Origin of the sequence: Nonomuraea sp. B10E15, from assembly GCF_039871615.1 — a bacterium.
GTDB lineage: Bacteria > Actinomycetota > Actinomycetes > Streptosporangiales > Streptosporangiaceae > Nonomuraea.
In genome coordinates this window covers 166381-186797 of sequence record NZ_JBDPMB010000008.1, presented here as the reverse complement: position 1 = coordinate 186797, position 20417 = coordinate 166381, and the positions used below count along the sequence as shown (strand labels likewise).

General features: G+C 69.8%; 18 protein-coding genes. 11 read left to right on the top strand and 7 right to left on the bottom strand.

Annotation, left to right across the window (positions count from 1 at the left end):
• The first annotated feature begins 72 nt into the window (after window positions 1–72).
• From ABGB14_RS23905 to ABGB14_RS23885, 5 genes are all read left to right on the top strand, one after another.
• Window positions 73–633: a fasciclin domain-containing protein gene (locus ABGB14_RS23905; protein WP_347646046.1), complete on the top strand. Its 561-nt coding sequence runs from the start codon at window positions 73–75 to the stop codon at window positions 631–633.
• A gap of 530 nt (window positions 634–1163) precedes the next feature.
• Window positions 1164–1589, top strand: coding sequence for a hypothetical protein (locus ABGB14_RS23900; RefSeq protein WP_347646045.1), 426 nt, complete (start codon window positions 1164–1166; stop codon window positions 1587–1589).
• A 10-nt stretch (window positions 1590–1599) separates the two neighbouring features.
• Entirely contained in the window at window positions 1600–2442 is an 843-nt protein-coding gene (locus ABGB14_RS23895; protein ID WP_347646044.1) for a hypothetical protein, read from the top strand.
• Window positions 2439–2828 carry a YbaB/EbfC family nucleoid-associated protein gene (locus ABGB14_RS23890; RefSeq protein ID WP_347646043.1) on the top strand — a complete coding sequence of 130 codons (390 nt, stop codon included), beginning with the start codon at window positions 2439–2441 and terminating at the stop codon, window positions 2826–2828. Before ABGB14_RS23895 ends, ABGB14_RS23890 begins: the two co-directional genes overlap by 4 nt.
• A gap of 3 nt (window positions 2829–2831) precedes the next feature.
• On the top strand, window positions 2832–3119 hold the full coding sequence (locus tag ABGB14_RS23885) for a YbaB/EbfC family nucleoid-associated protein (protein WP_347646042.1): 288 nt from the start codon (window positions 2832–2834) through the stop codon (window positions 3117–3119).
• Window positions 3120–3142: 23 nt separating this feature from the next.
• Here the strand turns inward: ABGB14_RS23885 and ABGB14_RS23880 are convergent, their stop codons facing one another.
• Window positions 3143–3559 carry a TIGR03668 family PPOX class F420-dependent oxidoreductase gene (locus ABGB14_RS23880; RefSeq protein WP_347646041.1) on the bottom strand — a complete coding sequence of 139 codons (417 nt, stop codon included), beginning with the start codon at window positions 3557–3559 and terminating at the stop codon, window positions 3143–3145.
• A gap of 7 nt (window positions 3560–3566) precedes the next feature.
• A complete protein-coding gene (locus ABGB14_RS23875) occupies window positions 3567–4502 on the bottom strand; it encodes a helix-turn-helix domain-containing protein (protein ID WP_347646040.1) in 936 nt (311 codons plus the stop codon).
• A gap of 71 nt (window positions 4503–4573) precedes the next feature.
• On the opposite strand from ABGB14_RS23875, the gene ABGB14_RS23870 reads away from it, so the two are divergent.
• The 3 genes from ABGB14_RS23870 (at window position 4574) to ABGB14_RS23860 (ending at window position 7304) form a co-directional block, all read left to right on the top strand.
• The gene (locus ABGB14_RS23870; protein ID WP_347646039.1) at window positions 4574–5464 is read left to right on the top strand and encodes an NAD-dependent epimerase; all 891 of its coding nucleotides are present in this window, start codon (window positions 4574–4576) and stop codon (window positions 5462–5464) included.
• Between the two features lie 160 nt (window positions 5465–5624).
• Complete coding sequence (locus ABGB14_RS23865; protein ID WP_347646038.1) at window positions 5625–6929, top strand: MFS transporter; 1305 nt, start codon at window positions 5625–5627, stop codon at window positions 6927–6929.
• A gap of 39 nt (window positions 6930–6968) precedes the next feature.
• The gene (locus tag ABGB14_RS23860; RefSeq protein ID WP_347646037.1) at window positions 6969–7304 is read left to right on the top strand and encodes a hypothetical protein; all 336 of its coding nucleotides are present in this window, start codon (window positions 6969–6971) and stop codon (window positions 7302–7304) included.
• A 43-nt stretch (window positions 7305–7347) separates the two neighbouring features.
• On the opposite strand, the gene ABGB14_RS23855 is transcribed toward ABGB14_RS23860, so the two are convergent.
• Window positions 7348–8184 (bottom strand): alpha/beta hydrolase, encoded by an 837-nt coding sequence (locus ABGB14_RS23855; protein WP_347646036.1) that lies wholly within the window; start codon window positions 8182–8184, stop codon window positions 7348–7350.
• A gap of 60 nt (window positions 8185–8244) precedes the next feature.
• On the opposite strand from ABGB14_RS23855, the gene ABGB14_RS23850 reads away from it, so the two are divergent.
• The gene (locus tag ABGB14_RS23850; RefSeq protein ID WP_347646035.1) at window positions 8245–8835 is read left to right on the top strand and encodes a CGNR zinc finger domain-containing protein; all 591 of its coding nucleotides are present in this window, start codon (window positions 8245–8247) and stop codon (window positions 8833–8835) included.
• Between the two features lie 76 nt (window positions 8836–8911).
• On the opposite strand, the gene ABGB14_RS23845 is transcribed toward ABGB14_RS23850, so the two are convergent.
• The gene (locus ABGB14_RS23845) at window positions 8912–9898 is read right to left on the bottom strand and encodes a hypothetical protein (protein WP_347646034.1); all 987 of its coding nucleotides are present in this window, start codon (window positions 9896–9898) and stop codon (window positions 8912–8914) included.
• A gap of 177 nt (window positions 9899–10075) precedes the next feature.
• Between ABGB14_RS23845 and ABGB14_RS23840 the strand changes: the two genes are divergently transcribed.
• Window positions 10076–10696, top strand: a complete 621-nt coding sequence (locus tag ABGB14_RS23840) for an SMI1/KNR4 family protein (RefSeq protein WP_347646033.1) — start codon at window positions 10076–10078, stop codon at window positions 10694–10696.
• Window positions 10697–11136: 440 nt separating this feature from the next.
• On the opposite strand, the gene ABGB14_RS23835 is transcribed toward ABGB14_RS23840, so the two are convergent.
• On the bottom strand, window positions 11137–12330 hold the full coding sequence (locus ABGB14_RS23835; protein WP_347646032.1) for an FxsB family cyclophane-forming radical SAM/SPASM peptide maturase: 1194 nt from the start codon (window positions 12328–12330) through the stop codon (window positions 11137–11139).
• A 59-nt stretch (window positions 12331–12389) separates the two neighbouring features.
• Window positions 12390–12614 (bottom strand): hypothetical protein, encoded by a 225-nt coding sequence (locus tag ABGB14_RS23830; protein WP_347646031.1) that lies wholly within the window; start codon window positions 12612–12614, stop codon window positions 12390–12392.
• A gap of 746 nt (window positions 12615–13360) precedes the next feature.
• Between ABGB14_RS23830 and ABGB14_RS23825 the strand changes: the two genes are divergently transcribed.
• Window positions 13361–16099: an AAA family ATPase gene (locus ABGB14_RS23825; RefSeq protein ID WP_347646030.1), complete on the top strand. Its 2739-nt coding sequence runs from the start codon at window positions 13361–13363 to the stop codon at window positions 16097–16099.
• A 75-nt stretch (window positions 16100–16174) separates the two neighbouring features.
• Here the strand turns inward: ABGB14_RS23825 and ABGB14_RS23820 are convergent, their stop codons facing one another.
• Complete coding sequence (locus tag ABGB14_RS23820) at window positions 16175–20344, bottom strand: phospholipase A2 (RefSeq protein WP_347646029.1); 4170 nt, start codon at window positions 20342–20344, stop codon at window positions 16175–16177.
• Between the last annotated feature and the right edge of the window lie 73 nt (window positions 20345–20417).

The following is a 20417-nucleotide window of genomic DNA, read 5'->3' as shown; positions in this document are numbered from 1 at the left end:
AGAACACGGGGGTACACAGTGAAACGAATGCTTCTCGCGGCGGCCTTGGCGCTGACCGCCTCCACTGCCGGTATGACCGGCGCATCCGCGCACTCGCCAGCCCTCTCCTCGCCGGTCCCCTCGCCGGATTCGTCGCCCGGCACGTCGCCCGGCACGTCGCCAGGGCCGGGAGGCGCCCCGATCGGCCCCGGATGCTCCGCGCTCGAGAGCAGCCTGCCGGGCCTCGCCGACCAGACGGCCGCGACCGCGCTGTCCGAGGTGCCCGACCTGTCCTCGCTGGACGAGGCCGTACAGGAGGCGGGTCTGGCCGACCGGCTCGACCAGGCCGAAGAGCTCACGATCTTCGCGCCCGACAACAAGGCGTTCGAGGCCATCCCGCAGGATGCCCGCGACCAGCTCATGGGCGACAACGAAGAGCTCACCAGGGTTCTGACCTACCACGTCGTGGAGGGCAAGAAGACGCCCGCCGACCTCGAGGAGGAAGGCACCCTGACGTCGCTGGAGGGCGGCGAGCTCAAGATCGAGGGCTCGGGCGAGAACCTCATGATCAACGACGCGAAGCTGGTCTGCGGCGGCGTGCAGACGAAGAACGCGACCATCTACGTCATCGACAAGGTCCTCATGCCCGAGTGACCGCCACCACCGGATCCACGCCCCGGACCGGGCGCGATCGCCAGGCCACCACCCTCGTGACCGCGCCCTTACCCGGGGCGTTTCCCTGCCCGCTCCGAAATGCACGAGCGGCCGTACGAAGAAAGGCCTGATCAACCAGTCACTGACCTGGCTATTTACACCGAGAGAACCTGAGTATCTGCTGTCGTCAAGGCCTCGCGGGAGTGAATTCCGGCTGAACGTCTTGGAGATGCTGCCAAAAGAATGGGGGCGGGCGGTCTGGCGGCACCCGGTGATGGTAGAAAGACCCCGTGTCGACCGATGAATCGTCTTTCACGGCCAGTACGCCATCCGCGAGCGGTTCGCCGACCGCCTCTCCGAGCCCGTCGGCGTCCGACCCGGCCCCCACGCCGTCAGCGACCAACACGCCGACGCAGCCGCCGACCACACCGCCCACCACACCGCCCACCACACCGCCGACGGCAACGGACCAACCGCCCACGACGCCTCCGGCGGCCACGCCCGGAACACCCGGCCCTTCGGAATCTCTGGTGAGCCCGTGCCCGCACGCTCCCGCGTGCCCTCCGCCCGTCTGCCTCCCGTCGAGCCTGCGCACCACGCCGACGCCGGCCGCCACCCCCGAGCCCACGCAGGCCCCGGACACCTCGGGCGGATCCCAGGGCGGCTACGAGACCAGCGTGAGCCACGTACGCAAGTTCGCCGGCATCATGGACATCTCAGCCACCGGGGTCGACACGGTCAAGGAGGCGACCCCCCGCTTCGAGGGCTGGAGCCTCATCCCTCTGGCCGGCATACCCATCGTCGGGCAGATATTCGTCAGCCGGTTCAACACGATCACCGACACCTGGAAGGACAGCGCCGGCATCCTCTCCGAAGTGCTGCGCACCGACAGCGGCAAGGTCTCCAGGGCCGCTGACAACTACGTCGCCGCCGAGCGGGCCGGCACCATCAAGTGAGAGGGGCACGATGTCGACCGGCGAACCGCCGAAGCTGATCCTGCCCGGCCAGAGCACGCCGACGGCCGACCAGCAACTCCACGTCGCCAACCCCCGCGGAACGGTGGAACGGACCGTCACGGTCGCTCCGGGGCGCACCGACCCCGGCTTCTACAAGCGGCTGATCACGCAGCTGAACCCGCTGCGCCAGTCCACCAGGGAGGCGGCGTGGATGTCGGGGATCGGCGTCGCCGCGCTCGCCCTGGACGTGGCGGCCACCCTCAACCTGGGCAACCCGCGTCTCTTCTACGACCGCCGCGAGCAGTGGAAGGAGATGGCCGGGCTGCTGGAGGCCAGCCGGTCCGACCTGTGGCGCTCCTACTTCGACGACATCTCGCCCAACTGGAAGGGCGCGGCGGTGGAAACTCTCCAGCAATACGTGCGGTTCAACATCAACGGCCTGTACGGCCAGCTGGCCAAGGTCTCCGAAGCGATGAGCAGCACCATGCACAGCCAGTACAAGCAGGTGCTGGGGTACGACATGTCGGTGTTAGGGCTCTACGCCAGCTCGGCTCCCATCCTGCGCAGGGTGGCCGCCATGAGCGCGCACCCCGTGGGGAAGGTCGCCCTGATGGCCCAGGTCGGCCTGTTCATGAGCGCGGCCGGCAACCTGGTCAAGCAGTTCGTCGACGTGTACAACTCCTACGAGGGTGAGCTCAACAAGCTGGAGCTCAAGCTCAACGACGTGAGGGGCGCCTTCTACCGCTCCGGGAACCCGGACATGGGTGCGCGCCCCCTCCACCTCACGCCCAACATCGAGGATCCGTCCATGGTGGACGACTACTGGATCCCCGTCGGCGGGGAGTCCTCATGAGGCGCGCGGACGCGTTCTCGGCAGGCCGGCAGGACGACGTCGCCGGGCTGCTGCGAGAGACCGACGGCTGGGCCCGCGCCGTGACCGGGGCGCTGGGCGAGCTGGAAGAGGAGCGCCTGGCGGGCGCCGACCCGTCCGCCACCGTCCGCGTCGAAGTGTCCGGCACCGGCCGCCTGCGCAAGTTGTCCATCGATCCGCGCGGTCTGCGTGCCCTCGACCACGAGCAGCTCGCCCAGGCCGTCCGCGAGGCGATCGTCGCCGCCCACCTCGCGATGGACGAGCGGCTGACCGAGGTCGTCCAGACCCTCGCGGGCAGTCCCTCGGACACCGCGGTGCCCGCAGACCCGCTCGCTGGCCACATCCGCGACGTCCTTCGGGGAGAGTGATCGATGGAGGAGGCGCAGGCACGGCTCGATGCGCTGATCGCCGCCGCCGAACGGGCGGAGGCCAGGGTGGAGGAGTGGACGGCCGCCGAGTTCACGGGCCGCGCCGACCGTGGCGGCATCGTGGCCGTCACCGACGCGCTCGGCGTCCTCACCCGGCTGGAGATCTCACCACGGAGCAGGAGAAAGCTGGACGCGGCGAACCTGGCCGACGCCATCTTCGCAGCGATCACCACGGCCGAGGAGGCCGCGGCGGCCGCCCGGGACAAGTTCCTCGCCGACCTCGGGCGGTAAGGGACCGAGTGCATCCGCCCCGGCTATTCCGCAGAAGCCCAGCCGGACCATCGGCTCACGTACACGAGGATCACCGGCCCGCGCGGGCGTCGCTCGCGATACTGCGCGTACTTGGTGACGAGGTCGTCGATCGCCCGGTCGTGATCCGGTCCGCCGGACACGACACGGGCCCGGCCGTCGGCGCGCACCCACCACAACCGCGCCCACTCCTCGTCGTCGTAGCGGTCGGCCAGGAGGCAGGTGGAGGGGTTCTCCTCGATGTTGCGCAGCCGCCGCAGGCGGGTGGCCGACTTCGGTTTGTGATCGACGGCGGTCGCGACGACGTCGCCCGACACGGCGAACGTGACGGGCACCAGATGGGGGACACCGTCGCCACCCACCGTGGCCAGGCGGGCGACCCGCTCGCCGGCGAACAGAGCACGGGCACGATCGGGGTCCATGCCTTGCCTACGTACCCGCGGGCACCTGGGTGAAGCTCGCGCGGTAGGCCGTGGGGGTGAGCCCGACCCGGCCGACCATGTGCTTGCGGAGGGAATCGGCGCTGCCCAGCCCGCTCCGCGCGGCCACCTGATCCATGTGCAGCCGGGTGGTCTCCAGGAGTTCCCTGGCACGGTCGATGCGCCGGTGCAGCAGCCACTGGAGCGGGCTCATCCCGGTCTCCGTGTGGAACCGCCTGGTCAGGGTCCGCACGCTCATCCTCGCGTGACCGGCCAGGTCGGCCAGGGAGAGCGGGCGGTCGAGGCGCTCGAGCGCCCAGGCTCGGGTGGCGGCGAGCGAGGTGCCGTGCTCGGCGGGCATCGGCGTCTCGATGTACTGGGACTGGCCGCCTGGCCGCACGGGAGGGACGACGGCGAGCCGGGCGGCCGTGTTGGCCACCGCGGCGCCGTAGTCGGCCCTGACCAGATGGAGGCACAGGTCGATGGCGGCGGCCGCGCCCGCCGAGGTGTAGATGCCGCCGTCCTCGACGAAGAGCAGGTCGGGTTGCACCTCGACCGACGGGAAACGGGCGGCGAGGTCGCCGGCCAGGTTCCAGTGGGTGGTGGCGCGGCGCCCGTCCAGCAGGCCGGCCTGGGCCAGGACGAACGCGCCCGTGCACAGGGAGGCGATGCGCGTGCCGCCGGCCGCGGCTTTCCGCAGGGCGTCGAGCGTCTCGGAGGGAGCCCGTTCGCCGCCGCTGCCGACGGCGATCACCGTGTCGGCGCCCTCCACCGCGTCCAGCCCGTACGGCACCACGATGTCCGGGCCTCCGACGGTCGCCAGCGGGCCGGGGTTTGCCGTACAGATGCGCACGTCATAGTGCGGAACGCTGTTGAACACCATGAGCGGGATCGAGACGTCGAAACTCAGCACGGGGGGCACGACGACTGCGGCGATGCGGTGCATGGCCAGATCCTCCGGAATATCGGCATTCCGGCCACTATGCCATGAAGTCGCCGATCGGCATCGTGGTCCGCATGACCTTTCATGTGATCGTGGGTCGCGGGGCCACCGCGACCAGGACCGCCCTGCACCTGGCCGGCGACGGCGAGCGCGTACGAATGATCAGCCGCACCGGCGGAGGGCCCGAGCACCGCCTCGTCGAGAGGGTCGCCGCGGACGCCACCGACACTGACCGGCTCACCCGGCTGGCGGAAGGGGCGGACACCCTGTTCACCACCGCCGCGCCGCCGTACCACACGTGGCCGGAGCAGTTCCCCATCCTGTCGGCGTCGCTGCTCACCGCGGTCAAGCGGACCGGACCCGCCTACGTCATGCTCGGCAACCTGTACGGCTACGGGCCGGTGGACCAGCCGATCAGACCCGACTTCCCGCTGGCCGCCACCGGACCCAAGGGACGGGCCAGGGCGCGGGTGTGGGAGGAGGCCGCCGCCTCGGGGGTGAGGGTCACCGAGGTGCGGGCCGGCCAGTTCTTCGGCGCCGGCGCCTTCTCGGTGTTCAGCCTCATGGTGCAGCGCCCGGTGCTCGAAGGCCGGCTCGCCCTCGTGCCGCAGGAACCCGACGTGCCGCACAGCTACTCGGCGATCGGCGACACCGCGCGTACGCTGGTCGCCGCCGCCCGCGACGAGCAGGCGTACGGGCGGGCGTGGCACGCGCCCACCTCCACCCTGTCGGTGCGGGACCTGGCCGGCCGGCTCGCCGAACTCGCCGGGGCGCCGCGGCCGCGCCTGGAAGAGCTGACCGAACGCGACCTGACCCTGCTCGCGCTGAATGATCCGTTCTGGGCGGAATTGCACGAGGTGCTGATCAAGCCGGGCCACCCGTTCGTCGTCGACCACTCCGAGACCGAGAAGGTCCTGGGAGTGAGTGCCACACCGGTCGACGACGTGCTCCGCGAACTGATCTGACGCGGCCGCCGGTTGGTGAGGTGAGCGGGCGCCGGAGCACGAGGTCGCCGCACGGACCATGCCCGCCGCAAACCACACAAAAGGGGTTGAGGAACCGTCAGCGGCCCGTGTTGGATGACCACGGCTTCAAGCGGGAGCGGTACACAGGGCGGTGCAGCGCGTGGCACAGGCAGCAGCGGACGACGGCACGACACGGAACGGACGGAGGCGCTGGCCGCTCCTGCTGGCGGTGGCGATCGACGCGCTGGGCACGGGCCTGTACCTCCCGCTGTCGCTGCTGTACTTCCTCGAAGTCACCGACCTGGACCTGGCGACGATCGGTGTCCTCGTCAGCGTGACCACCGCCCTGACCCTGCCGGTGCCGATTGTCGTCGGCTGGCTGGTCGACCGGTTCGGGCCGCGGATGGTGGTCGCCGGCGGTCAGGCGCTGCAAGGGTTCGGCTTCCTGCTCTACCTGACGGTCTCCGGAGCGGCCTCCCTGGTGGTCGCCGTCCTGATGACGGGGGTCGGCCTGCGGGTCTACTGGTCCTCCGTCTTCACGCTCGTCGCCGACCAGGCGGACGCCGAGGGGAGCGAGGCCAAGGACCACTGGTTCGCGAGGACGGGGATGATCCGGGAGGCGGGGGCCGGCGGTGGAGCGCTGCTCGCGGGCGCGGTGCTCGCCGTCGACTCCGCGCGCGTCTACGACGGGCTGGTTCTCGGCAGCGCGCTGGCGTTCCTGGCCGCCGCGCTGCTGGTCGTGTTCGCGGTGCCGTCCACACCACACGTCCAGGCCCCGGTCCAGGGCCCCTCCGGCCACCGGGCGCTGCTGCGGGACCGCCCCTACCTCGCTCTGATCGGGACGTCCACGATCTTCGCGTTGTGCAGTTCGTTCCTCGCCCTGTCGTTGCCCGTCTACGTCGTCCAGGGCCTGTCAGGACCGAGCTGGGTGTCCGGGCCGCTGCTGGCCCTGAACACCCTGCTGCTGGCCACCTGTACAGCCGCCCTCACCCGCTTCGTCCGTCGCCGCTGCACCCGTCCCCGCGCCATGGCGTGGGCCGGGGTGCTGTGGACGCTGTGGTGCGCCGCGTCCGCGGCCGCCGTGCTGCTGCCGTCCGAGGCGCTGGTGCCTTACCTCGTGGCGGTGGTGTTGTGCTACACGGCCGCCGAGATGGTGTACGGACCCGCGTCGAACGCGCTCGCCGCCGAGGCCGCACCGCCAGGGTCCAGGGGAACCTACCTGGCGGCGTTCCAGTACTCCTTCGCTGCCGCCAACATCCTCGCCCCCGGCCTGTTCGGCCTGCTCTTCGGCCAGAATCGGCTGCTCCCCTGGCTCGCCGTGGGCCTTCTCGCCGCGCTGGGCGCGGCGCTGATGCTGCGCCTCGAGCATCGCCTGCCTCAGGAGCGCCGAACGTCCGGGCCCACGGACACCGCCCGGAACGGCGCACCGGACACCAAGGCGACCGATGAAGGGGCAGCGCACTAGTCTGGTTCGGGGACGACCCGGACGGAGGCGCGGGCGCGAATGAGCGAGACCGATCCGCACATCCATGTCGACCGGAAGGTGCTGGAGGCCGGCGCCGACTTCCGCAACGTGATCGCATCGACGCTGGGCCGCGCACCTGACGCGCCTGGGGTCGTCACCACCGGCTGCGGCATCCAGGTGTCCAGCGCGATGACCTCGCCGCATCCGGAAAGCGTCACCTGCCTCGCCTGCCGCGAACACGCCCAGCAGGAATATGTACGCTTCGCCGACCTGACGGAGCGGCTGGGCGGTATGCCCGGCTCCCCCATCACCGGTGACCAGGCCACCCAGGCCGCGCGCTGGGCCCGCGACCGGGCGCAGCGGTTCGCCAGCTGACCCGCGCGCCGGCTGACGTGCGCGCCTGTCTCCTCTTCGGCCGTCAGCCGAGGAACCGCAGGAGCGCCTGCGCGGTGTCGTACGGGCTGTCCTCGGGAAGGAAGTGGCCCGCGTCCGGGATCATGGTCAGGCCGGCGCCGGGGATCGCGGCGGCGAGGCGGGCGGCGGTGGCAGGGGGAAGCCACTGGTCGTTCTCCCCCCACAGGACCTGGGTCGGAACGGTGATCTCGGGCAGCCGGTCCTCGATGTCCCTGGTGTCGTCGTCGCTCACCGCCGCGACCTGATCGATCCAGCGCTGCTGCCCGGCGGCTCCGTCCCACGGGGCCAGGTAGGAGCTCGCGACGGCCTCGGACATGGGCCGGTGGGTGGCGGTGTGCAGGCGCGGGCGGATGATGTCGGCGAAGACGTGCGCGGGCATCGTGCGGTAGACGTCGGCGTGGGTCCGCATGTGGTGGGTGAACGGCGTCAGCCACGCTCCGAGGACGGCGGCGTCCAGGAGCGCGAGGCGACGGACGGGCATCCCGTGCACCAGGTGGGCGCGGAGCGCGGTGGCCCCGCCGATGTCGTGCCCGACCAGGGCGGGGGCGTCGAGGTCCCAGTGCCCGACGAGCTCGGCGAGCGTGCGGGCCTGCAGGTCGATGGACGGGACGACGCCCGGACCCGGCTGGGAGTCGCCGTATCCGAGCAGGTCCCACACGTGTACGGCGTGCTCGCGGGCCAGGATGGGAGCGACCTCGCGCCACAGGAAGGAGGAGGCGGGGGTGCCGTGGATGAGGATCACGGGTGATCCCTGGCCGAAGACGTCGGTGGCGACCTCACCGCCGGACACGCGGACCCGGTGACGAAGCTGCCATGTGCCGGACTCGGTGTGCGCGCTCATACCACTCCTCCTGTAAGGGGTATAGTTGGCTTATTCCGGTTACAGTAGGAGATGTAAGGCTTGAAGGCAACTTTTACCGGTTACGCGTGGGCGGCCGGGGTGGCGACAGACCTGGTCAACACCTCACCGGCAGTCCAGAGCGCGGGCGAGCTGCTGCCCGATCCGGCCGCGCTCTCCCGGTTCCTGGCCGAGCACGACCTCCACCCCGACGCCCTGGCCGCCGGCCGCACCCCGTCCCGCGACGACCTCGCCCAGGTGCTCGCCCTCCGCCATGAGGTCCGCGCCGTCCTCGAGGCCACCGCCGAGGAGCACGCCGCGCTCCTGGCCACCACGCTCGCCAGAAGAGCAGGCACCGCTCCGGGCCTCTACCGTGACGCCGACGGCAGATGGCAGTGGTACGTCGCGACCACCCCGCAGGCCTCCGTCGCCGACGAGCTGGCCGTACTCATAGGCGTGGGCCTGCTCGCCGTCCTGCGGACCCTGAGCCACGACCGCTTCCGCCACTGCGCCTCCCCTACGTGCGACGGCATGTTCGTCGACACCAGCCGCGCGGGACGCCGCCGCTACTGCACGCCCGACCTCTGCGGCAACCGCGTCAACGTCGCCAACCACCGCGCCCGCCGCCCGGCCGCCGGCCCCCGTTCCGGCTGAGCGGGACACCAACGAAGGGCTCGCAACCGCGAAGATCGCTATTCGCCGGAGGATCGAGCGGGCGCGGCATCGCGCGTCAGGACCACGGCCGTCCCCGGCCCGGCTCCGAGTACGGCCGTTGCGACTCGCAGGGTGCCTGCTGGTGCCGCTGTTGCGCGTACGGCTGCTCGTACCCCGGCTGCATGGGGGCGCCGTCCTCCCATGGTCCGTCTGGCCGCTCCGCCGCGCCGGCACGCCGGCGAAGCAGCGGGACCGCGATCGCCCCCGCCACGCCCGCCGCGCCGAGGACGACCGCCGCGATGAGAACGCCGAACAGATCCGCGCGCAACGAATTCCCGAACGCGTCGTAGACCGCCGCGACCAGTGTGCCGGTCACCTCGTCGGCCGCGACCGCGCTGTTGCCGAGCAGCTGATCCTTGCCGACGTCCAGCGCGACCATCGCACCACCCATGCCGAGCGCGACCGCGCAGCCGGCCGCAGCCAACGTCACGAACCGCCGCCGCGCGATCAGGATGGCGAGCCCCAGTACGCCCAGCGCGGCAACCGGCAGCACGCCGGCCAGCGTCCCGAGCTGGGTGACGGACTCCCGGGCCCGAGCGATCTGCGGCGAGTCGACCAGCGTGAGCCGGGTGTCCGCCTCAGCCGGCGCCCGCGGCAGGGTGATGCCGTGGGCCCTGAGTCGCTTGCGCACGTAATCGATCAGGTCGCCGGTGTCCACCACTATCTTGGTGCCGGTGCCGTCCACCACGAGGTCACGCGCCGCCAGGTTCGCGTCCAGCCAGATCTGCCGCGCCTCCGGGGTCGCGAGAATGGTGGCCATCTGGGTGTGCACGCGGTCCTTCCACCGGGGCGGAACCGCGTAACCCTTCTCGTCGGCCGCGTCGAACGCGGCGTTGGCCAACAGGCGTTGCAGCTCCCGATCCTGCAGGAGCGGAGCCACCGTGGTTCCGTACGCATCGGTCTGCAGCTGGCCATCGGCCCACCGCACAGGTACGGCGGTGATCGCCACGAGACACCCGACCAGAACTAACAAACTCGCGACAAATCCCCTGACAAAATTCATCAGGACACCGTGCCAGCTCTCCGGGGTAGCTGTCCAACTACACTCGGCTCCCACCGGCTCCGAGTTCGCGCGTTCCGGGCAAGGTCAGTGTCGGCCGAAGCCGGCAGGATGCAGCCTTATGGACGTGAACGACTTCAGGCTCGTCCTCCAACGATCCCCGCAGGCGGAGTGCAGATCATGACCGAGGGTGAGATCTTCGAAGCGATACGGTCCGGCGCTGGGCCAGATGTCCTGCCGATGGCCTCGGCCGAGGCGGTCGCTGAGGCTGAAGCGGCCATTGGATACCCGCTCCCTTCGCTGCTACGGCGGTTGTATCTGGAGGTGGGAAACGGAGGTTTCGGACCTCGAGGTGGCATCATCGGCGTACGGGGTCACGACTTCTGGAGCAGCGACATCTTCGCGGACATCACCGAATCGGCTGAGGCGTTTCGCACCGCGTCCCATGGACGACGGGCAGGCATGATCCAGTTGTTGGACTGGGGGTGTGCGATCGCGTCACTGGTGGATTGCCGTGATCCTGAGGGCGCGATGTGGGGATGGGATCCCAACGCGTGCTGCTTGGATCATGCGCTTTTTCCTCAGGACATCACCTTCGCTTCGTGGCTCGCGGAGTCGATCGGCCGCGACTTCCCCGAGCCCTTCTATGACGGTTACTTCGAGAACTCGTCGCAAGACAACACAGGGAGCGCGGTGAGCCCCAGCGGAGAGGAGGATGAACCGTGCATGTGGGTGCCACCCGTCTGGGTGAAAGGCAGGAAGGCCGGCACCTGGGAGCGCCGTCACCAGTCCGATGGCTGACGGCTCAGGGCCAAGAAGTTCCAAGGACAGGGCTCCTAACCGGCTGAAAGATCGACCTGGTCGACGTGCCTCTCGCCGGGGCCTCGCTGGACCGCCAGGTAGCGGAACGCACCGAGGACGACTGGGTACACGCCTGCAGCGACGGGATCCACTTCGAAGGAGTCTGCGGACCTCTGAACCTCGGTGAGCTGCTGGTACCATTTCGCGACTTCGCCGGTATCGCCCCTGACTGATGCACCCACGGAGTATGGCGCGCGACAGCGACGGAAGCCGGGGCGCCGGCGGTGTGACCGTTACACCCCCTGAGCAGGCGCGGCGGTGCTCCCATTCGGCAGGTCCCGCCGCCGCACCACCGAAAGAGAACGGACACGCACACCTGGGAGCCGTACACGCGGCGGGCCATGAGGACGCGTTTCTCGTCCGGGTTCGCTCTTCAAAGTTCAGGAAGCGCGTAGCCGCAGATCTGCCTGGACCCGCTCATGGATGTGCGTTATCAGCTTGAACAGGTCCGGGCAGTACACCGACGGATTGAGGTACCCGGTGCCCTCGCGGTAGCGGTGGGCGTAGTAACCTCCGCCGCACACCCTCGCCACCGGACAACTCACGCAGGTCTCGCACAGCGCGGCCGCCCCCGCCTGACGTGCCGCCATGCCTGGGTGCTCCAGCGCCCGGTCGAAGGGATGGTCGAAGACATTCAGCCCAGTCCCGGCAGCACCCTCGTACCCCGACTTCAGCGTGTCCACCTGCTCGATGGTCCCGTCGGTCTCCACCACGACCAGCACGTTCGGCGCCAGCCCCACGGAGTCCACCCTGCTTTGCCCACCGAGCACCAGCTGGATGATCGACTCGAACAACCGCACACCCGTCTCCTGCCGGGGTGCGCCGTACCAGCGCTCGAACACGGCGATCAGCCAGTCCGCGTACGGCGTCGCCTCCACCCCGGCCGCGCGCAGTGGCGGCGGCGTGGACCAGGTGCCGTCCGGCAGCAGAAAGTCGACGACGGGCGGCCCGAACTCCAGCAGCGACTCGTACACCTGCACCGGATCGTTCGCCACATCGACCACGCAGTACAGGTGCGAGAACAACTCCCGGTACGGCTCGGCCCGCAGCCGCCGCAGCCCAGCGGTCACCTCGGCGTGGCTTCCACGGCCACCGGTGTAGCGGCGGTGCCTGTCTTGCGCCCGCGCGTCCCCATCGAGGCTGACGCCGACCGCGATACCCTCGGCCAGCAGCACGTCCAGCACCTCGTCGGTCAGCAGCGTGCCGTTCGTCTGCAGCCGGAAGCTGAGCTCGGTTCCGGACGGGAGCGCGGCGCGGACGCTGCGTGCGGCATGGGCGACGGCTTCGCGTCCAGCCAGCAGCGGCTCGCCGCCGTGGAAGACGACGTTGACGTACTCGACGCCATGCGTGACCACGTGCTCCGCGATGCGGAATGCGGCGCGCTCCACCGTGGCTGGGTCCATTTTTCGCGGACGGTCCCGCCACGACTGGTCGGCCATCTCGTAGACGTAGCAGTAGTCGCAGGCCAGGTTGCACCAGCCGTGTAGCTTGAGCGAGAACTGCTGGAACGGCGCCGGTCGCCAGGCCCCGCTGTCGCGGGCAGCCGCGCTCCACTCCTCGGTGGGCCACATCATCAGGGTCCCTTCGACGCTGGACGGGCGCGGTGGTCAGCCGCGCCCGCTCTCTTCTGGACCTACCGGTTGTGCCTGCCAGCGAGGATCTTGGCCTCGGGCTCGGCCCCCGCGCGGATGGCCAGCGCGTTGTCCAGGACGGAGGAGGCGGTCGAGACGGCCTCGGCCGCGGTCTCGGTCACGGCCTGCGCGATCAGCGGGGCCTGCGGTGCGAGCGCGAGCGACGCCGCGGCTGCCAGCGCAACCACGATCCGCGTGTTGTGACTCTCGGCGTGTGTAGCGTCCATGGGAATCCTCCTTTGTCGGAACGACATTCGGTTTTCCTTGCGATCAACACCACACGGTGGCCAGGCGGCAGGGCCCTGGACGAACCCACCCGGATACTTGTCCGCCGTGGGGCAGTGACCTTGGTCATGGCCGGGTCGCGACCGGTTCCAGGTTGGCGAGCATGATCCAAGACTGGCGGCCCCGTTCCGGCTGCGCATCCGTCGCATGACTGGACATGGTCCTGAGTGCCGGCTTTTGAGCCCCTGGGCGCTGTAACGCCCGGGTGTCACATTTCTCGGCCTGGCCGCGTCACTTGTTATGACTGGCGAAACGGAGAAATGCGACAGATGACCGAGCAGAAGCGGGCGAGCGGGCGGCCTCCACCTCGGTGCGGGACCGCGGTCTGGGAGGCGTGGACGCTGCGCCCGCCGGGGGTGGTCGGGTAGTGCTCGTCCTGGATGCGTGGGCTGCCCAGCGCGGAGACCGGGTGACGGGTGATCTCGGCCAGGACATCGTCCCCTCCGATCCTCTCTGCTCGGGCCCGTCCCTTCGGTGGATGCTCGTTCGTCAACCGGATATGAGCACACTTCACGTGGAGCGGGCACGCGCAGCATGGCCAGACAGGGCCGTGGCGCACGCGTCGCACGGCGCGGTGTGGCCAGAGCTGTAACGCGCCGCCCATGGGAGAGCGGGCAGCGGTGGCCGTTTCGCGACCGTGCCGTAGCTGTTTCGACTGAGCGAGCGCGACGACCCTTTGGGACTCCCTGTGGCTGAAATCTACGGAAGAAGTGCGGAGAGGGCTGTCATCGACGAGGTGCTCGCCAGCGCGCGCGCCGGCGACAGCGGGGTCGTGGTGGTGCGTGGTGAGGCGGGAATCGGTAAGACGGCGCTGCTGGAGTACGCCGCGACCAACGCCGCCACGGACATGCGGGTGCTGCGTGCTGCGGGCATCGAATCGGAGACGGAGCTGCCGTTCTCAGGGCTGCATCTCGTGCTCGCTCCCCTGCTGCACCTCCGGAACAAGCTGCCAAGGCCGCAGTCCGAGGCGTTGGGTGCGGCGTTCGGCCTGGTCGACCAGGCCAAGAGTGACCGGTTCCTGCTCGGGCTGGCCACCTTGTCGCTGCTGGGCGAGGTGGCGGCGGCGGATCCCCTGCTCGTGCTGGTCGATGACACGCAATGGATGGACCGGTGCTCGGCTGCGGTGTTGTCGTCGGTGGCGCGCCGGTTGCGTGCCCAGGGCGTCGCGCTGCTTTTCGCCGTGCGAGACGGGTACCCGACGCCCGCGCAGGGCGTACCGGACGTACGGGACCTGCGGCTGACGGCCCTGGACCGGGACTCCAGTGCCATGCTGCTGGGCGACCTGGCCGGTCACGTCAAAGACCATCTTCTGGCCGAGGCCCAGGGCAACCCGCTCGCCCTGCTGGAACTGTCGGCCGCCCTCACGCCCGAGCAGCGTGCCGGCGAACTGCCCGGCGCCACGTTCCACCTCCATCACGGCCCGATGTCCGGACGGCTGGAATCGGCCTTCGCCCAGCGAGTCAGAGCGCTGCCCGAGCGAACCCGATCGCTGCTCCTCGCCGCGGCGGCCGACGACAGCGGCGATCTGCACCTCTTGCTCACGGCGGGCCGGCAGTTGGGCGCCGACGTCGCCGACCTGGAGCCGGCCGAGGACGACCGGATGATCCACATCTGCGGTGACCGGTTGAGATTCACCCACCCGCTCTTCCGCGCCGCCGCCTACCGTTCGTCGTCGCTGCCGGCCCGCCTGGCCGCTCATGCCGCGCTGTCGGAGGCGTTCAGGGAGGGCGGCATGGCAGACCGAAGCGCGTGGCATCGCGCCGCCACCGTACACGGCACCGACGAGAGCGTGGCCGCGGAGATGGAACGCACCGCCGAGAACGCTCGCGCCAGGGGCGGTCACGCAGCGGTGGCCACCGCCTATCATCGAGCCGCTCAGCTCACATCCGACCTGGGGCAGCGCGCCCGCCGCCTGGACGCGGCGGCACAGGCCGCACTCCATGCCGGGATGACCTCTTTCGCGACCCACCTGGCCGATCGCGCCTGGCCGATCGCGCGCGACCCGATGGTCCGCGCCGGCCTGGCGATGGTCCGCGCGGCCATCGCCCAGGAGCAGGACTTGCGGGCTCGGCCGGAGGAGACGGTCGAGGCCGCCGCCGGGCTCGCGAAGCAGGCTCCTGACACCGCCGCCACCATGCTCCTCTTCGCACTGATCAGCGTCTGGAGCGATGGCGAGCCGTACCAGCTGCCCCAGCTCGCCGCCAGTACGGCCATCGTGCCCCGCTCTTCACCCATGCTGGCCGATGTCACCGCAGCGATCGCTCACCTCGCCGACGAGCGATGGGCGCAGGCCGTCCCCCACATCAGATCGCTCGTCCAGGAAATCTCCAACACCGCGAACCTGGCTACGTGGCAGCGCATAACCGTACAGTGGTGGTTCCTGTGGCTCGCCGACATCCATGCGGGCCAGGAGGGCGCGATGGTCCTGGCCGACCGATGCCAGGCCCAGGGCAACATCGGTATGCTGCCCCGCGCCCTGCTGCATCTGGCGCGCAGCCAGTTGCTCCTCGGCCGGCACCGAGACGTGCTGTCCACCAGCGAGGAGGGCCTGCGCGTCGCAGCGCACACCGAACAGCCCCACTTCGTCGGCCACCACGCCGGACTGCTGGCCTGCGTGGCGGCGATCGAGGGCGACCAGGCGCGGTGCACCGAGTTGACCGAGGACATCCTCGCCGATGGTGTGAGCGAGCGCGGCATCGAATGCGTGTATGCACGCGCGCTGCTGGACCTGGGAAACGGACAGCACGAGGCGGTGCTGCGCCGCCTCGCGCGAGTTCCCGAGGCTCTGATGCGCCACCATCCCGCCATCGATCACAGCCTTGGCACCGCCACCCTCGTGGAGGCCGCGGTCCGTCAGGGCCACCCCACCCTCGCCGTGGTCCCACTCGCCCGGCTGCGGCGATGGGCACACGCTACGGGCCAGCCGTGGACCGTGGCCATCGCGGCACGATGCCAGGCCCAGCTTGCCAGCGGCGAGGAGGCCGAACGACACTACGAGCAGGCCATACGCCTACACCGGCAAGACGATGCGTACCCCTTCGAAGCGGCCCGCACCCATCTGCTCTACGGTGAGTTCCTGCGCCGCAGGCGGAAGCGCAACAGGGCTCGCCCGCTTCTGCGGTCCGCGCTCGACACCTTCGAGCAACTCGGCGCAGTCCCCTGGATCGACCGCGTCCGCAGCGAGCTGCGCGCCACCGGCGAGACCTCCCAACCCAAGGAGCAGACGTCTGGGCTGCTGGACCGGCTCACCTCTCAAGAGCTGCAGGTCGTCAGGCTGGCCGCAACCGGGCTCAGCAACGCCGACATCGCGGCCCGCCTGTATCTCAGCCCGCGTACCGTCAGTTATCACCTGTACAAGGCCTATCCCAAACTCGGCATCGGCTCGCGCAACGACCTGGCCCGCATGGACCTCGACCCGGACGGATGACGGTGGGAGGCGGTAGCGGGCCTGTTCGCGGCCGTATACGTATGTGTGAGTGCCGTCCTCCATGCCACCCATTCATCAGAAATGAGCGAACTTCCGGACAAATCCGTAATATATCCAGACCATCCCTCTGCAGTTCTCGTTGTAGTTCGGCGGCAACTGGTTGTCGCACGCGAGGTACATGTCCGCGACGAGGAGCCGGTCCAGGTACAGGCGCTTGGCGTAGCCGTCCCAGCCGACGTGCTTGTAGTTCCGGTAACCGAAGTCATGCCGGGTGCAGGCCCTGGTGAAATCCACCTGTTTGGGCCACTCGGCGCCCCTCGACGGCACGAACGGGCGGGTGGGCGAGTGGGTGCATTCGTTCGTGTCCCAGTTGAAGTTGTAACTGTCGTAACGGACGTTGTGCCGCGCCGCCCAGAACATGTCGCGGCTGGCCTTGGTGTTCAGGGTCATGAGGTACATGAGGCCGCGTTTGCTGGTCCACAGCGTGGCGAAGGCCACGTTGCTGTCCGCGCTCCCCGCCCTGTTCACCGCCGTCACCTTGAAGTCGTAGTCGCCCCACGGAACGTACTTGAAGGTGATCGACGTCCTCGCGATCGGATAGCGCGCCCGCTTCCAGGAGGTGCCGCCGGCCCTGCGGTAGTGGAGCCAGTAGTAGACGTCGCGGGTCGCGCTGGGGTTCCAGTTGAGGGTGACGTATCCCTGGTGGCCTTCGGCGCGTAAGGCGGTGGGCGATTGCGGCGGGGACAGCTTCGGCCCGCCGCGCACCACGTTGGTCGCCGAACTCTGACCGAAGGAATTGGCCGCGACGACCTTGAAGTCGTAGGGCTGGTCGTTCCACAGGGGGTAGCCGACCCGCGTCCGTGTCTTCAGGGTCGGGAGCTGGAAGTAGTACCAGGTGCTGGAGCCCGCCGACCTGAAGAACAGCCAGTAGTAGACGCGAGAGGTCGGGCTCGGGCTCCAGGCCAGATCCACATAGCCGTTGCCCGTGCCGAGGAACACCAGATCGGACGGAGGCTTGGGGAGGCCGGGGCCCGGCATGGCTGTGACCGTGTTGGTCGGGCTGCTCGCGCCGACGCCGTTGACCGCGACGACCCGGAAGTCGTACCAGAAGTGGTTCCACAGGGGCGCGGTCACCATCTTCTTGGTCACGGTCGCGGGCGTCGTGTCCTGCAGGACGTACCAGGCGCTGCGGTCGTGTGGTTTGAAGTGGATCTGGTAGTAGACGGGGAAGGACGGGGTGGCATTCCATTCGAGCTGGACATATCCGTCACCGGTGCCGGCGACCTGCAGACCGGTCGGCGGTTTGGGGAGGGACGTGGCCGCAGCCGTGGCCCCGGCGGCTTCACGCCGTGCGGCCGGTCGCGCGGCCCGGCTCGACTGAGCCGGGCTGGACAGCGTGGCGGTGGCGGAGGAGGCGGAAGAGGTGACGGTCACGCGGACCCGGTCCGACAGCGGCCCGTCACCGGCCGCGTTGGTCCCAGCGACGGCGAACTCGTATACGTGCCCGCCCGTGAAGGGCCCCACTTGGGCCTGGGCCGTGGTCGCGGGATACTCGAGCTTGCGCAGCTCCGTCTCCCCGGCCGTGACGTCGCGGTAGTGAACCCAGTAGAAGGCGCCGTCGATGGCGGTCCAGGTGAGATCGACCTTCCCGCCGGCCTGCGGGGTCGCGGTCAGCCCGGTGATCTGTCGGGGAAGCGGCGGCATCGGCTCGGCGGACACCACCGCGCTCGCCTTCCCCTCGCCGCCCGCGTTCTCGGCGGTCACCTTGAACTCGTAGGTGTGCGCGTTGGTCAGCAGGCCCAGCTCGGCACGCGGTTCGAACGCGGGATAGGCCAGCTTGACGAACGTGCTCTCCCCGGCGGTGACGTCGCGCTGATAGACCCAGTACGTACCGGCGGTCTCCACGGCCTGCCAGGTGAGCGTGACCTTCCCGTCGCCGGCAGTCGCGGCCACGCCGGTGGGCGCGGCGGGTGGCGGCACGTCGGCCACCGCCCTCGCCACGTCGCCGGCAGGGCCCTCGCCGCCGTCGCCGACCGCAGTCACCTTGAACTCATAGGTGTTACCGCTGATCAGCCGGTCCACTGTCGCCGTCGTGGTCTCCACCGGGGCGTCCGACCTGGCGAAGTCCGTCTGCCCCGAGGTGACGTCGCGCCGGTGGACCCAGTACGCGCCGGCCCGCGCGACCGCGTTCCAGGTGAGCTTGATCGTGCCGTCGGTCCCGGCGGTCGCGGTCAGGCCCGTCGGAGCGCCGGGTGGACGCATGGTGGCCGTGGCGCTCACGACGTTGCTCGCCGGCCCTTCGCCGCCCGCGTTGACGCCGGCGACCCTGAAGTCGTAGGTGGTTCCCGAGATGAGCTGCGTGGACCGCATGGTGGTCGTGTCGCTGGGCAGGTCGAGCGGCGTGAACTCGGTCGTGCCGGTGGGACGGTGGTAGACCTGGTACGTCTCCGGGTCGCCGGTGGCCGACCCGGTCCAGCGCAGGGTGACCGTCGCGTCCACCTCGGCGGTCGCCGTCAGGCCTGTGGGCGCGCTGGGCGTGGCGAACCGCGCCGTCATGGTGACGACGTTGCTGGGGAGGCTCTCGCCCACGGAGTTGGCTGCGGTCACCTTGAACTCGTACGTGTGGCCGCTCTCGAGCCCTTCGATCTTCTGCGTGGTGGCCTCCGCCTCCTCCACCGGCACCTGCGTGAAGAGGGTTTCGCCTGCGGTGACATCCCGCTGGTGCACCAGGTAGGCCACCTCCTCCTCGGCCGCGGTCCACGTCAGCGTGGCATCGCCCACGGTCCCGGCGGTGACGCGCAGGTTCGTCGGCGCGGGCGGCACGGAACTGCGGCCGCGCGTGGTGACCACGGCGCTCGGCGTCCCCTCCACCCCGTTGGCGGCGACTGCGCGCACGTAGTAGGCGTAGTTCACGCCGGGAGACAACCCGCCGTCCTGCAGGCTTCGCTCCTGGGTGGGATATCCGGTACGGGCGAAGTGCGTCTGACCGTTGTCGAGGTTCTTGCGGTAGACCCAGTAGTCCAGCGAGTCGCCCGGCGGCGGCGTCCAGCTGATCGTGGCGACCCCTTCGCTGGACACCTTCACCTGCACGCCGGTCGGCGCCGCGGGGCCGCCGGTCGACGGGGGCGGCCAGGGCACCTCCAGGAATCTGGGCCGGTAGATGCGGACGTCCTTGTAATGATCGGCGTTCTCGATGGTGTTGACGTCGTAGGACAGCAGCAGCTCGCCGGGATCAGAGAGCTGCGGGTGGGCCCGGCCGTGGTAGATGAACTGGCGGTACGCGCTCAGCTCCGGCTCCGGCGCGCTCTCCAGATAGATGGGCCCGGTGAACGGGCCGGTCGCGGCGTTGGAGACGTACGCGACGAGCCAGTGACTGAACGGCTCGTGGCTCTCCTGCGTCACCAGAACGTACTGGTTGCCGCTCTTGTGGACCGAAATGCCCTCAGGGACGCCGCTCATGAACCGGGCCGACGCCGACTCCTGCGCCGACCAGCCGCTCCCGGTCCAGAACTCCCACGCCCCGCCGAGATCACCGGACGCGACCCTGGCGACGTGGCCGAACTTCAGTCCTCCGGCCGGCTCGCTGCCGTAGACATAGGTGTACGCGCTGTCCTCCATGATGGCCGAGCCCCAGCCCACCGGCCCTGTCAACGACAGGTCGCGGACCGACGAGACGGTCAGGCCCGGCAGGGCGAACGTCACGAGCGAGGTCCCGACGCGTTCGAAGGCGAACGGGCCCTCCTCCCCCGTCTTTCGGAACTTCCCATAGACAGCCTGTAACTGCCCGTCCGCCACGGTCGCGTCGCCGACCCAGTAGAACTCGTCGGCGGCTGAGGCGATCACCAGGGACTTGGGCTGAGCACTGCTCCCGCCGTGGATCGTGGGGCCGAGAGCTGAACCCTGCTGCACGACGATCGAGTTGTTGATGAAGGGTGCGCTTTTCGGCCTGGAGAAGTCGCTGTTGACCGTGCCGAGGAAGGTGTCGGAGAACAACCACGCCGTGCGGCCGTCGGGCAGCGGCACCGAGACGGTGGAGTCGCCGCCCGTCCAGTGGCCGCCGCTGTTGCCGTAGTTGCCGAACATGGCCCGCAGCTCGGACGCGTCGGGGTTGGCGGAGCTCTGGGCCGCGGCGGCCTGGGCGGACCCCGGCGGGAGGAGCGCCGACGCGACAGCGGGCAGCGGGGTGACCAGCACCAGGGCCAGAATCAGCGAGATGATCGCGGCCGGCAGGCGGGCGTGACGCATGGAGCCTCCCTGGTGCTTACACCGACTGGGCACGACGTAGACGGTAAGGACCCAGGCGACCCCGCGAATCAGT